This window comes from Microbacterium sp. SORGH_AS_0454 (genome assembly GCF_031453395.1).
In the GTDB taxonomy this organism is placed as follows: Bacteria; Actinomycetota; Actinomycetes; order Actinomycetales; family Microbacteriaceae; genus Microbacterium.
In genome coordinates, this window is sequence record NZ_JAVIYS010000001.1 from 593,121 (window position 1) to 606,335 (window position 13,215).

14 protein-coding genes are annotated in these 13,215 nt (G+C 70.2%); 3 read left to right on the forward strand and 11 right to left on the reverse strand.

Features of this window, described 5'->3' with window-relative positions; genetic code table 11:
• Positions 1 to 36: 36 nt before the first annotated feature.
• Positions 37 to 1,332, reverse strand: a complete 1,296-nt coding sequence (locus QE454_RS02720; protein ID WP_267787946.1) for a chloride channel protein — start codon at positions 1,330 to 1,332, stop codon at positions 37 to 39.
• 96 nt (positions 1,333 to 1,428) lie between these two features.
• On the opposite strand from QE454_RS02720, the gene QE454_RS02725 reads away from it, so the two are divergent.
• Positions 1,429 to 2,628, forward strand: coding sequence for a pyridoxal phosphate-dependent aminotransferase (locus tag QE454_RS02725; protein ID WP_267787948.1), 1,200 nt, complete (start codon positions 1,429 to 1,431; stop codon positions 2,626 to 2,628).
• Between the two features lie 703 nt (positions 2,629 to 3,331).
• On the opposite strand, the gene QE454_RS02730 is transcribed toward QE454_RS02725, so the two are convergent.
• The 4 genes from QE454_RS02730 to QE454_RS02745 are packed head-to-tail and all read right to left on the reverse strand — an operon-like array spanning position 3,332 to position 6,156.
• Positions 3,332 to 4,468, reverse strand: a complete 1,137-nt coding sequence (locus QE454_RS02730) for a UDP-N-acetylmuramate dehydrogenase (RefSeq protein ID WP_307458353.1) — start codon at positions 4,466 to 4,468, stop codon at positions 3,332 to 3,334.
• Positions 4,468 to 4,872: a MaoC/PaaZ C-terminal domain-containing protein gene (locus tag QE454_RS02735; protein WP_210073257.1), complete on the reverse strand. Its 405-nt coding sequence runs from the start codon at positions 4,870 to 4,872 to the stop codon at positions 4,468 to 4,470. The genes QE454_RS02730 and QE454_RS02735 overlap by 1 nt, the downstream gene beginning before the upstream one ends.
• On the reverse strand, positions 4,869 to 5,318 hold the full coding sequence (locus QE454_RS02740) for a MaoC family dehydratase N-terminal domain-containing protein (protein WP_115919535.1): 450 nt from the start codon (positions 5,316 to 5,318) through the stop codon (positions 4,869 to 4,871). Before QE454_RS02740 ends, QE454_RS02735 begins: the two co-directional genes overlap by 4 nt.
• 40 nt (positions 5,319 to 5,358) lie before the next feature.
• Positions 5,359 to 6,156, reverse strand: a complete 798-nt coding sequence (locus tag QE454_RS02745) for a sulfite exporter TauE/SafE family protein (RefSeq protein ID WP_307458346.1) — start codon at positions 6,154 to 6,156, stop codon at positions 5,359 to 5,361.
• Between the two features lie 338 nt (positions 6,157 to 6,494).
• On the opposite strand from QE454_RS02745, the gene QE454_RS02750 reads away from it, so the two are divergent.
• Positions 6,495 to 7,130, forward strand: a complete 636-nt coding sequence (locus QE454_RS02750) for an NADPH-dependent F420 reductase (RefSeq protein ID WP_307458343.1) — start codon at positions 6,495 to 6,497, stop codon at positions 7,128 to 7,130.
• 292 nt (positions 7,131 to 7,422) lie between these two features.
• On the opposite strand, the gene QE454_RS02755 is transcribed toward QE454_RS02750, so the two are convergent.
• From QE454_RS02755 to QE454_RS02780, 6 genes are all read right to left on the reverse strand, one after another.
• On the reverse strand, positions 7,423 to 8,583 hold the full coding sequence (locus tag QE454_RS02755; protein ID WP_307461180.1) for a cystathionine gamma-synthase: 1,161 nt from the start codon (positions 8,581 to 8,583) through the stop codon (positions 7,423 to 7,425).
• On the reverse strand, positions 8,580 to 9,584 hold the full coding sequence (locus tag QE454_RS02760) for a pyridoxal-phosphate dependent enzyme (protein WP_210073249.1): 1,005 nt from the start codon (positions 9,582 to 9,584) through the stop codon (positions 8,580 to 8,582). Before QE454_RS02760 ends, QE454_RS02755 begins: the two co-directional genes overlap by 4 nt.
• Before the next feature lie 128 nt (positions 9,585 to 9,712).
• Positions 9,713 to 10,561 carry an SDR family oxidoreductase gene (locus QE454_RS02765; RefSeq protein WP_307458341.1) on the reverse strand — a complete coding sequence of 283 codons (849 nt, stop codon included), beginning with the start codon at positions 10,559 to 10,561 and terminating at the stop codon, positions 9,713 to 9,715.
• A 70-nt stretch (positions 10,562 to 10,631) separates the two neighbouring features.
• Positions 10,632 to 10,952 (reverse strand): hypothetical protein, encoded by a 321-nt coding sequence (locus QE454_RS02770; protein WP_210073245.1) that lies wholly within the window; start codon positions 10,950 to 10,952, stop codon positions 10,632 to 10,634.
• Complete coding sequence (locus QE454_RS02775) at positions 10,949 to 11,530, reverse strand: hypothetical protein (protein WP_210073243.1); 582 nt, start codon at positions 11,528 to 11,530, stop codon at positions 10,949 to 10,951. The genes QE454_RS02770 and QE454_RS02775 overlap by 4 nt, the downstream gene beginning before the upstream one ends.
• Positions 11,527 to 12,069, reverse strand: a complete 543-nt coding sequence (locus tag QE454_RS02780; protein ID WP_307458338.1) for an RNA polymerase sigma factor — start codon at positions 12,067 to 12,069, stop codon at positions 11,527 to 11,529. The genes QE454_RS02775 and QE454_RS02780 overlap by 4 nt, the downstream gene beginning before the upstream one ends.
• Positions 12,070 to 12,323: 254 nt before the next feature.
• Between QE454_RS02780 and QE454_RS02785 the strand changes: the two genes are divergently transcribed.
• Positions 12,324 to 13,166, forward strand: coding sequence for an NAD(P)-dependent oxidoreductase (locus QE454_RS02785; RefSeq protein WP_210073239.1), 843 nt, complete (start codon positions 12,324 to 12,326; stop codon positions 13,164 to 13,166).
• Positions 13,167 to 13,215 lie beyond the last annotated feature (49 nt).

The following is a 13,215-nucleotide window of genomic DNA, read 5'->3' on the forward strand; positions in this document are numbered from 1 at the left end:
TTCGAAAAGGGGGCTCGCGTGGCGCGGCGACCGGTTCTAGGGGCGAGCCGGATCCATCGGCGCGAAGCCGCGCAGGCTCTCGCGCGAGGTGAGCCGCGAAGCGGCGAGCGAGCCCGCGACGGCCAGGAAGATCGGCAGCAGCAGCGTGAAGCCGGTGTCGGTGAACTCGATGATCAGCGCGATCGCGGTGAACGGCGCTCTCATGTTGGATGCCAGGAACGCCGCCGCCGCGACGATCGCCAGGGCCGTGCCGTCGGCACCCGGCCAGATGACCGCCCACCCCGCGGCGGCCGCCGCCCCCAGTGCCGCGCCGATCGCGACGGAGGGCTGCAGCGTGCCGCCGATCGCGCCGGAGCCGAGTGAGACGGTGGTCGCGACGTACTTCAGCACCGCGAGGGCGAGCAGGAGGAGCGCCGGTTGCGACAGGTCGAAGCCCGCGGTCGCCAGTGCCCGGCCGTTGCCGAGGATGAGCGGAAAGGCCGCGCCCAGCGCTCCCACCGCGGTGAAGGTGAGCGGCAGCACCACGAGCAGCTTCCAGCCCGTGGGCCGGAACCTCGAGAGCTTCTTGGTCACGGCCGCGAAACTCGAGGCTCCCCACCCCATCAGCGGCCCGATGAGCAGGGCTGCGACCAGGAGGGACGGATTCACCTCGAGGGATGCCACGTGGTACAGCGACTCCTCGCCGACGAGGGGGCGGGCGACGAGGGTCGCGATCGTGCTGACGCTGAGGGCGACGACGGCCGCGCCCACGCTGAACTGGGCGAGGAGGATCTCGACCGCGAACAGGGCGCCCCCCAGCGGCACGTTGTAGACGGCGGCGAGACCGGCGCCCGCGGCGGAGGCGATGAGGATGCGGCGCCAGCGCGCGTCGAGGCGGAACCAGCGGACGATCTTCGATCCCGCCATGGCCGAGAGCTCGCGCGGGGCGACCTCCTTGCCGATCGAGGCTCCCATCGCGACCGAACCGACCTGGAGGACGGTGTCGAGGAGTGTCTCCCAGAACGGCATCCGGGATCCGTCCACCCCCTGCTCGACGGTGGCGAGCTTGCGCCCGAAGCGACGGAGCAGGTACCACCCGAGGGCGGCCACCACACCCGCGCCGCCGACCGTCACGATCGGGAGCCACCAGACCGAGGGGTATGCGAGACCGTCCAGGAACGGGCCCTCCTCGTGGCCCCATACGAGGTGTTCGAGGGAGTGGACGATGAAGACCAGGAGCAGCACCGCGAGACCGGTCGCCAGACCGACGATGAGGGTCGCCACCCCCAAGCGGACGAGCGTTCCCAGACCTCGTCGACGAGAGGGCAACAACGTGGGGGTTTCAGCGATCACCCCGCCACGGTAGTGGACCCGTGTTTCGTCTTCCGCACGCAGCGCTCGAGGTCATACCCCTCGGCGGGAGCGAGCGTGAACAGTAGGCTCGGAACCGTGACTTCCCGCGCCCCGCTCTCCCGCAAGCTGTCCGCCATCGCCGAGTCCGCGACCCTGAAGGTCGACGCCAAGGCCAAGGCCCTCCAGGCCGCCGGCCGACCGGTCATCTCGTACGCGGCCGGAGAGCCCGATTTCGCCACCCCGTCCTTCATCGTCGACGCCGCGGCGAAGGCGTTGCAGGACCCCAAGAACTACCGGTACACGCCGGCCGCCGGTCTTCCGGTGCTGCGTGAGGCGATCGCCGCCAAGACGCTGCGCGATTCGGGCCTCGAGGTCGCGCCGTCGCAGGTCATCGTCACCAACGGCGGCAAGCAGTCGGTGTACCAGGCGTTCCAGACCGTGGTGAACCCCGGCGACGAGGTGCTGCTGCCGGCTCCCTACTGGACGACCTACCCCGAGGCCATCGCCCTCGCCGAGGGCACTCCCGTCGAGGTCTTCGCCGGTGCCGACCAGGACTACAAGGTCACGGTCGCCCAGCTCGAGGCCGCGCGCACCGACAAGACGACGACGCTCGTCTTCGTGTCGCCCTCGAACCCCACGGGCTCGGTCTACACCCCCGAAGAGACGGCCGAGATCGGCCGCTGGGCCCTCGAGCACGGCATCTGGGTCATCACCGACGAGATCTACCAGAACCTCACCTACGAAGGCGCACGGGCCGTCTCGATCGTCGAGGCCGTCCCCGAGCTCGCCGAGCAGACCATCCTCGTCAACGGCGTCGCGAAGACGTACGCCATGACCGGATGGCGCGTGGGCTGGATGGTGGGACCGGCGGATGCCATCAAGCTCGCCGGCAACCTGCAGTCGCACCTGTCGAGCAACGTCAACAACGTCGCCCAGATCGCCGCGGCCGCCGCCCTCGACGGACCGCAGGACGAGGCGGAGCAGTTCCGGCTCGCCTTCGACCGCCGTCGGAAGCTGATCGTGTCGGAGTTGGCGAAGATCGACGGCGTCGAGGTGCCCAACCCGCTCGGCGCGTTCTACGCCTACCCCGACGTGCGCGGCCTGCTGAACCGTTCGTGGGGCGGCGTCACCCCCACCACCTCGCTCGAGCTGGCCGACCTGATCCTCGAGCAGGCCGAGGTCGCCGTGGTGCCCGGCGAGGCCTTCGGCCCGAGCGGCTACCTGCGTCTGTCGTACGCCCTGGGCGACGACCAGCTCCTCGAGGGCATCCAGCGCCTCCAGCGCCTGTTCGCCTGAGTCCTGACGTCCGGCGGTGCCGGTCGCCCGTCGTGGTGACCGGCACCGCTGTTCGTCGACCATCGCGCGGCGTTCGCGGGGACGCCGCGCCGGCGCTCTCACTCCGAACCGTCGCGCGGAGATCGCCGCCGACACGCCGATCTCACGGCATCCGGACCCGGCACGTCACCCACGAACTCCGCCGGACGGCACAGCACGACCGGGCCAGCAGGAATCGAGGCGGACCGGACCGTTCCGCGGAGACCGAGACGGACACACCGACCCCACGGCATCCGGCCCGGCACGTCACCCACGAACTCCGCCGGACGACACAGCACGACCGGGCCAGCAGGAATCGGGGCGGACCGGACCGTTCTGCGGAGACCGAGACCGACACGCCGATCTCACGGCATCCGGACCCGGCACGTCACCCACGAACTCCGCCGGACGGCACAGCACGACCGGACCAGCAGGAATCGGGGCGGACCGGACCGTTCCGCGGAGACCGAGACGGACACACCGATCCCACGGCATCCGGCACGGCACGTCACCCACGAACTCCGCCGGACGGCACAGCACGACCGGACCAGCAGGAATCGGGGCGGACCGGACCGTTCCGCGGAGACCGAGACCGACACGCCGATCTCACGGCATCCGGACCCGGCACGTCACCCACGAACTCCGCCCGACGGCACAGCACGACCGGGCCAGCAGGAACCGGGGGCTAGAGCTCGACGTTCACCAGGACGGGCTCGGGCTGCAGCACGAGGCCGAACTCCGAAGCCACACGGTTCTGCACGAAGCGGGCGAGCTCGGCGATCTCGGCCGCCGTCGCCTCGCCGCGGTTCGTCAGGGCGAGCGTGTGCTTGGTCGACAGGCCCGCGCGCGAGCGCGGGAACCGGAAGCCCCGGCGAAGCCCGGCGTTCTCGATCAACCACGCCGCGCTCACCTTGACGTCGCGCGACACGATGGGGGGCGGGGGCAGGATGCCGTCGAAGGCGGCGAGGGGGATGACCGTCACGGGATCGAGCACCGGCGCGAGGGGCCACTTCGGGCATTCCGCGGGAAGGGTGCGAGCGAAGGCCTCCGACACGATCGCGTTCTGGAAGAACGAGCCAGCGCTCCAGGTGTCGGGGTCTTCGGCGTCGAGCACCATGCCCTTGCGGGCGCGGGTCGCGAGCACGTGGTCGCGGATCCACCGCAGCGACACCGCCTGATCGGCCTCGAGGCCCAGGGCACCGCGCAGTTGGTCTCCCGCGATGGGCCGCTCCTCTGCGCCCACCCGCTCGAGCTCGAGCGTCACCGACAGGATGACCGCGGGCCGCTCGGGCACGGACCCGTAGTGGTGCTTCAGCACCGAGGTGCGAAAACCCAGGCCGAGCTGCGTAGCCGGCACGGTCGAGACCTCGCCCGTCGACTCGTCGATCAGCTCCACCTCGACGAGGGTCTGCACGATCTCTTGGCCGTAGGCTCCGACGTTCTGCACGGGCGCGGCGCCGACCGTGCCGGGGATGCCCGACATCGCCTCGATCCCCGCGAGCCCGCGTTCCACCGTCTCGGCGACCAGGGCGTCCCAGTCGTGGCCGGCCTGCACCCTGAGGCGCACCGTGTGCGCGCTCGACCCCGGAAGCTCTTCGATGCCGGTCGTCCGCACCCGGATCACGGTGCCCTCGAACGGCTCGTCGCCCACGAACAGGTTCGACCCGCCGCCGAGGACGAACCACGGTTCGCCCTGCATCCACACCTCGCGAAGGGCACCGACCAGTTCGTCGGGCGTCGTGGCCTCGATGAGACGGGCAGGTTCACCCCCCGTGCGGAGGGTGGTCAACTGCGAAAGGGGAACGGGGGCGACCTCGGGCATCAGGACAACCGCACCCGCACCTGCGCCTTGCCGAGAACGGTGGTCTCGGCGAACGTCACGGTGAGGTCGATGCGCGCGGTCTCGTCGTCGACGGCCGCGACCTTGGCGCTGACGTGCAGGTCGGCTCCGGTCTCGGGGTCGACCACGACGGGACGAGTGAAACGCACGCCGTACTCGGCGATGCGTCCGCTGTCGCCCAGCGCCTCGGCGAGGGTGCCCACCGCGATCCCCATCGTGAGCATGCCGTGCGCGAGCACACCGGGCAGGCCCACCGCTGCGGCGACGTCGTCACGGTAGTGGATGGGGTTGAAGTCGCCCGAGGCGCCCGCGTAGCGGACGAGCGACTCCCGGGTCAGGTGCACCGACCGCTCGGCGATGACGTCTCCGACGGTGAACGCGCTCATGCTCCGGCCTCCCCGGCGAGAAGGACACTGGTGGTGGTCACGACGTGGGCGCCGTCGGCATCCACGATCTCCGCCTCGCTCGTGATCATGGCGTTGCCGCCCATGGTGCGGATGCCGGTGACCGACTGCGTCGCGACGAGTTCGTCGCCCGCGACGATCGGTCGCGTGTAGCGGAAGCGCTGCTCCGCGTGCACGAGACGCGACAGCTCGATGCCCGAGTCGGGGTCGGCGAGCAGTTGCTGGAGCGCGAGGTCCTGGACGACCATCGCGAAGGTCGGCGGAGCCACCACATCGGCGTACCCGAGGGCACGGGCGGCCTCGGGGTCGGAGTGCTGCGGGGCATCGGCGAAGACGGCGCGGGCGAACTCGCGCACCTTCTCGCGGCCGACCAGGTAAGGAGCGGTCGGCGGGAAGACTCGACCGACGAGTTCGGGGTTCACGGGCACGCCCCCAGTCTACCGAGCGGGCCCGTGGGGCCGGGGTGGGTCAGCGCTGGTGGCGACCGCGCACGGCCTTCACGGCGATCTGCGAAGCGATGAACACGAGGAAGATCGAGAACAGCACGTTGGCGACGAAGGGGTCGACCGCCTTGGCGATCTGCGCGCCCACGGCGGTCGTGGCGCAGGCGGCGAGCCCGACGCAGAGCGCCGCCGGCAGGTCGACGTTCGACCGGCGGAGGTTGCCGACCGTCCCCGACACCGCGGTCGGGATCATCATGAGCAGCGAGGTGCCCTTGGCGACCAGGTCGCTCGTTCCGAAGAACAGCAGGAGGGCGGGGACCACGATGATGCCGCCGCCGACGCCGAGCAGCCCCGCGAGGATGCCGGTGATCACACCGAGCACCGCGAGCCCGGGGCCGGTGATCCAGGTGAGTTCGAGCTCGGCGTCGCGAGAGGGGATGACGAAGTAGAGGCTCACGATGACGGCGAGGAGGAAGGCCACGAACGACCAGCGCAGGGCCGTCTGCGACAGCTTCGGCAGCAGCCACGTGCCGATCTGCGCCCCGCCCACGGCTCCGGCGGCGAGGATGAGGGCCGGCAGCCAGGCGACGTGGCCGTCGACGGCGTAGGTGATGACGCCGACCGACGCCGTGGGGACGATCGCGGCGAGCGAGGTGCCCGCGCCGAGACGCTGGTCGAAGCCCAGCAGGAGCACGAGCAACGGAACGATGACCGTGCCGCCGCCCACACCGAAAAGGCCCGACATGAGCCCCGCGAGTAGACCGACGCCGACGCAGACGACGTAGAGGCGAGCGGTGCGGGGCGGGCGGATGGCGGTCGTCACGGAGCGATTCCTCGAGGGTCGGGGCGAGACCGATCCCGCCGGCATCCAGTGTCCCACCGGTGCGCCCCGTCCCGAACGCCGCGGGAGAAGAAAGCGGCCCCCGGTGGTCCGAAGCCGCGTCCACCGGGGGCCGTCGCCCTCACAGATCAAGCAGGACGGTGACCCGAACACCGGACTGCGACCACTCGCGTGAGGGTGCGACAAGATGACGATAAATCCCGCCGTTCCCGGGCGGGGACCGGTTGACACTGATAACTCGCCCTGCTAGTTATTTAAGCCGCTGAATGTTCAGCGAGGCCCCGGGAATGCGATGGCATCCGAATCGGTTCTGAGCCTCCATGACTACCGTAGGAATCATCGGAGCAGGACACATCGGCTCGGCCCTCGCCAAGGGCTTCGCGAAGAACGGCTACGACGTCGTGATCGCGAACTCCCGCGGACCGGAGACCCTCGCCGACCTCGTCGCCGAGGTGGGCGACAAGGCGCGCGCCGCCACGGCACAGGATGCCGCGGAGGCCGGCGACATCGTCGTGGTCACCGTCCCGCTGAAGGCCATCGACGCCGTGCCCGCCGCTCCCCTCGCCGGCAAGACCGTGCTCGACACCAACAACTACTACTTCGAGCGCGACGGACACATCAACGAACTCGACGAGAAGAAGACGACCACGTCGCAAATGCTGCAGGAGCACCTGCCCGAGTCGATCGTCGTCAAGGCGTTCAACCACATCCCCGCCGCCGACATCCTCACCGACGGCTCCCCCGCCGGCACCGAGAACCGTCGCGCCCTCGCCACCTCGAGCGACTCCGACGAGGCCGTCGCCCTCGTGACCCGCATCTACGACGAGTTCGGTTTCGACACCGTCAACGTCGGACCTCTCAGCGAGAGCTGGCGCGTCGAGCGCGACCAGCCGGCGTACGTCGTCCGTCAGAACGCCGACGAGCTCACGCAGAACCTGGCCCGCGCCGAACGCTGACCCGCTTCTCTCCCGGACGAGGCACACGCATAAACGCGATCCGCGCCCGTAAACGCTCTCTCCACGCGTTTATGGGCGCGGATCGCGTTTATGCGTGAGTACCGGGCCGGCGCGGCGCCCGCGGCAGGCGCATGCGGAGGCAGGCACACGCGGAGCCAGGCGCACGCGGAGCCAGGCCCACGCGGAGCCAGGCCCACGCAGAGGCCGTCGCACGCGGAGCCATGCCCACGCAGAGGCCGTCGCGTGCGAAGGCAGGCGCGCACAAAGAGACGCGCGCCTGGAGCGGTCCCGCTCAGAGGGAGGCGAGCGCCTGGTCGACGTCGGCGACCAGGTCGTCGACCGACTCGATCCCCACCGACAGGCGCACGATCGTGTCGGGCACCGCGAGTTCGGTACCGCGGACGGAGGCGTGGGTCATGGCATCGGGGTAGTTCACGAGCGACTCGACGCCGCCCAGCGACTCCGCGAGCGTGAACAGACGCGTCGACTCCGCGAAGCGGCGGGCGGTCGCACCGTCGGCGAGAGCGAGGGAGACGATGCCCCCGAAACCGCTCATCTGGCGCGCCGCCAGCTCGTGCCCGGGGTGCGAGGGCAGACCCGGGTAGTACACCTGCGCGACACGGTCGTGGCCGGCGAGGTGCTCGGCGACGGCCTGCGCGTTCGAGCTGTGGCGCTGCATGCGCACGGCGAGCGTCTTGATGCCGCGCGTGGTCAGGTACGCGTCGAACGGACCCGACACCGCTCCCGCGGCGAACTGCAGGAACTGCACCTTCTCGGCGAGCTCCGCGTCGGCGAAGGCCAGCGCCCCACCCACGACGTCGCTGTGCCCGCCGAGGTACTTGGTCGCCGAGTGCACCACGACATCGGCGCCGAGCGACAGCGGTCGCTGCAGGGCCGGCGAGGCGAAGGTGTTGTCCACCACGACGATCGCCCCGGCCTCGTGCCCGAGCCGGGCGAGACCGGCGATGTCGGTGATCCGCAGCATGGGGTTGCTGGGGGTCTCGACCCAGACCATCCGCGGTGCGCGCTCCGCGATGGCGGCGGCCACGGCATCCAGGTCGCTCATGTCGACGACGCGGAGGGTGATCCCCCAGGGACCGAGCACCCGCGCCAGCAGCCGGTAGGTGCCGCCGTAGACGTCGTTGCCGAGGAGGACCTCGTCTCCCGGGACGAGCGCGGCGCGCAGCAGGGCATCCTCACCGGCGAGACCGGAGGCGAACGACAGCGCCCGGGGGCCGCCCTCGAGAGCAGCGATCTGCGTCTCGAGCGCGGTGCGCGTGGGGTTGCCGCTGCGACCGTACTCGTAGCCGCCGCGGAGGCCGCCGATCCCGTCCTGCGCGTACGTCGTCGAGACGTGGATCGGCGGGATCACGGCGCCGGTGGTCTCGTCGGGCGCCTGTCCGGCGTGGACGGCGAGGCTGTCGAAGCCGCGGGCGGCGTCGTGGGTGCTCATGCGGAGTGCTCCTCGGAAGGGGTCGGAAGAAGGGATGCCACGGGTGCAACGTCGTAGCCGCGCTCGATCATCCAGTCGTCGTCGAAGATCTTGCTGAGATAACCGCGACCGTGGTCGGGAAGCACGACGACGACCACGGCGTCGGCCGGAAGATCCCGCGCGACCCGGAGGGCTCCGACGACGGCCATTCCGCTGGACCCGCCCACGAGCAGGCCCTCTTCGCGGGCGAGGCGACGGGTCATGGCGAAGGACTCGGCATCCGAGACGCGCTCGTAGCCGTCCACGAGAGTCGGATCGAAGGCCGGGGGCCAGAAGTCCTCGCCGACGCCCTCGACGTCGTAGCCGTGGATGTCGCCGCCCGAGTAGATCGAGCCGACCGGATCGACGCCGACGATCCGAACGGCCGGGCCCGCGACCTCGCGGAGGTAGCGGCCGGTGCCGCTGATCGTGCCGCCCGTGCCGACGCCCGCGACGAAGTGCGTGAGCCGACCGTCGGTGTCGCGCCAGATCTCGGGACCGGTGGTCTCGTAGTGACTGCGCGGGCCGTTCGGGTTGGCGTATTGGTTGGGCTTGAACGCACCCGGGATCTCGCGCACGAGACGGTCGGACACGCTGTAGTACGAGTTCGGGTCGTCGGGCTCGACGTTCGTCGGCGTCACGACGACCTCGGCGCCGTAGGCGCGCAGCACCGCCCGCTTGTCCTCGGCGACCTTGTCGGGCACCACGAAGACGCAGCGGTAGCCGCGCTGCTGCGCGATGAGCGCGAGCCCGACCCCGGTGTTGCCGCTGGTGGGCTCCACGATCACTCCGCCCGGTTGGAGCAGGCCGTCGCGCTCGGCGGCGTCGACGATGTTGGCCGCGATGCGGTCCTTGGCTGAGCCGCCGGGGTTGAAGTACTCGATCTTCGCGAGGACCGTGGCGGCGATGCCCTCGGTGACACGAGAGAGACGGACGAGGGGGGTGTTGCCGACGAGGTCGGCGACGCTCTGGGCGTAACGCACGATGGAGTCCTGGGGGTTGATGCGCCCGATACGGGCGCGGCTGACGGGGTCGTCGAAAGAGAACGCGGAGCGTTCAGCGACAACAGCGACAGGTCAGCACGCCGCCAGCATAACCGAGGGACACCCGGTCATGACACGGCGCCGAGAAACTCCTCGAAACTCTGCGCGGGGCGGCCGGTGACGCGCTCGACGTCGTTCGAGACGGCGGCTTGATCGCCGCTCGCGATGGACGTGTACGTGCTCACCCACGCGTCGACCTGCCACCGCGGGGCCCCGAACGCCGCTCGCGAGGCATATGCCTCGTCGACCGTCTCGTCGACGAAACGCACCCGGTGGCCGCGCACCGCCGAGATCTTCTCGGCGACCTCGGTCAGGGTCAGGGCCTCGGGCCCGGTCAGGTCGTAGGTGACCTCGGCATGCGCATCGGGATCGAGCAGCACCGCTACCGCCGTGGCCGCCACATCGGCGCGCGAGACGAGAGAGCAGCGCCCGTCTCCGGCGGGACCCCGGATGACCCCGTCGTCACCGGCGAAGAGCTCCATCATGTCCATGTAGAAGTTGTCGCGCAGGAAGGTGTGCCGCATGCCCGAGGCGCGGATGATCTCCTCGGTCGCTGCGTGATCGCGCCCCAGCGTGAAGACGGCGTCCGGCGCGGCGGCGAAGAACGAGGTGTAGACGATCGATCGGACGCCCGCGGCCGCGGCGGCCTCGACGAAGGTGCGGTGATGCTCGACGCGGTCGGCTGTCTCGGACGCCGACACCATGAAGAGCGTGTCGACCCCCTCCAGGGCCGCGCGGGTGGCATCCGCGTCCGAATACCGGGCCACGTGCACCTCGGCTCCTTCGAGCGAGGGAGCCCGAGAAGCGTCTCGAACGAGCAGACGCTGAGGGATGCCGCGGGCGGCGAGGTCTCGCGCGACCCGGCCCCCTACGGCTCCGGTGGATCCGGTGACGGCGATGACGGGCGGCGTGGACATTCGGCCTCCGGGGACGAGTGGGCGGTGCCTCCAGCGTAAGCCGGTTGACCGCTTCTCGGCCGGAACCCGCTCAGGAAGGCGGGGCGACCAGGCGCGCTACGCGGACCCGGATCGAAGACGGGGTCTCGTCCTCGCCGGCGCCGCGCGCCGCGGTGGCGACGGCGGCCGCGACCACGGCGGCGTCGTCGTCGGAGGAGACGCCGATACAGACGGTGATGGCACGGGTGTCGCCGGATTCCTCGACCTGGGCGAGAGAACCCTCGACGTCGGCGAGGTGCTCGACGGCACGGGCTACGACCGGACGCGCCGAATAGCACTCGCGCACACCTTCGACGGCGGTCACGGCCAGATCGATGCGGGGCGCCAGCTCCGCTGCGGAGATGGTCGTCATGAATCTTCCCCCTCGTCGAGGTGGACGTCGCCGACGGTGACGTCCACGCGTCCGACCCGAAGGTCGCCGTGTCGCTGAATGGCCGAACGGATGCCTTCGCGCATCTCCTCGACCGCGGGGCTCATCGCGCGACCGAAGCGCACGCTGACCGTCACGCGGACGTCGAGAGGAGCGTCGGGTTCCGGCTGATCGAGTCGGACGCGTCCCATCAGCAGCCCTTCGATTCCGTCTCCGACCGTGCGGATGAGCTCGTAGAGAGCACCTTCGGTCACGACCAGCTCGGTGCCGTCGTCGGCGCGTGCAAGCGGGATGTCTCTGCCCGCTCGGAACTCGCGCATAACCTCGCGCATGATGCTGTCGTACCAGGACTCCGAGATCGGCTCCGCCGCCTGCTCGGCCACGATCTCGCGGGAGAGTCGCCCCATCCGCTCCATCGACGCCAGAACCGCCTGGCACTGCGCGTTGCGCTCGATCGCGGAGATCCGGGGGATGCGTCCGCGATCGAGGTAAGCGGAGAGGTCTTCGAGGGAGTAGCCCGACCCGCCGATGTCGTCGTTGTTCTGGCTCACTGGGGTCACCTCCACTCCTCCATGCGTTCCAACACCGTTCTTCTCGCTCGCGCGAGGCGTCCGCGCACCGTGGCGGCGGATTCGTTCAGCTCGACGGCGATCTCGTCATAGCTGTGTCCGCCGATCTCTCGAAGGACCCACACCACGCGCAGGTCTTCGGGAAGCTCGGCGAGGATCTTCTTGAGCGCATCCATCTGAGAACTTGCCACAACCGCGCGCTCCGGGTCGTCGCGACCCGAGACCATCTGCTCGTCGATCTGCTCCGAGATCTTCCGCGAACGCAAGCGGTCGGTGGCCTTGCGCGACACGATGGTCGTGAGCCAGCTCCGCACCTTCTCGAGATCGGTGAGATCCGGAAGACGCCGCCACGCCGTGATGAGCGCCTCCTGCACGCAGTCGTCGGCATCGGCCCGCGAGCCGGTCAGCCTGGTCGCGAACGCGACGAGGAACGGCGCGTGCCGTCTCACCAGCACCCCGAAGGCGATCTGGTCGCCGTCAGCCGCGCGCGACGCGAGAAACGCGTCGGTGGCGGAGGACAAAGAGGGCATCGAGGTTCCTGTCGGCGATCGTTCCGCGTCGGACCGTGACATTTCACGAACCGACAGCGTCCACATAGCGAAACACCCCGGGCCCCCACGGCGCCGGGATCTTGACGAATGGACCTTCCTCGTGGCAGGACGTTCCGCCTGCGGGGTCGGTACACGCCGACCTCGCGGCGTCTTCGGTCGGGGCGGTCAACCCACCCGCCCGTTGTCGGTGGGCGCCGATATCGTCGATCCCACCCCGACCCCGAAGGACACTCATGCGCATCGCCCTCACCGGTTCGTCCGGAAAGCTCGGCACCGTCGTCGCACGCGAGCTGCGTTCCGCCGGCCACGACGTCATCGGCCTCGATGTCCGCGGCGAGCGCGGCCCGGGCTTCGTGCAGGTCGACCTCACCGACTACGGCCAGGTCGTCGACGCCCTGACCGCGGTGAACGACCAGCACGACGGCTTCGACGCCCTCGTTCACCTCGCTGCGATCCCGGCGCCCGGCATCCGCTCCGACATCGCCACCTTCCACAACAACATGGCGAGCACCTTCAACGTCTTCTGGGCGGCCACGCGTCTGGGCATCCACAAGATCGTCTACGCCTCGAGCGAGACCGTGCTGGGCTTGCCCTTCGACGTGCCGCCTCCGTACATCCCCGTCGACGAGGAGTACGCGCCGAGGCCCGAGTCGGTCTACTCCCTCGTGAAGACCCTCGAGGAGCGCCTGGCGGTGGAATTGGTGCGCTGGAACCCCGAGCTGTCGATCACGGCACTGCGATTCTCGAACGTGATGGTCCCCGAGGACTACGCCGAATTCCCCTTCGACGACGACGCGCGCACCCGTAAGTGGAACCTGTGGGGCTATATCGACGCCCGCGACGGAGCGCAGGCCGTGGAGAGCGCTCTCCAGACCGCCCCGGCCGGCTTCGACACCTTCATCATCGCGGCGGCCGACACGGTCATGACGCGCCCCAACGCCGAACTCGTGGCCGAGGTGTTCCCGGGGGTCGCGATCCACGGCGACCTGGGCGAGAACACGACGCTTCTCTCGATCGACAAGGCACGCCGCCTGCTCGGGTACGAGCCGCAGCACTCCTGGCGAGACGGGCGCTGACGGCGCACGCCCGGGCTCGCCCCGGCCCCGCGCCCCTCCCCGCGTGACA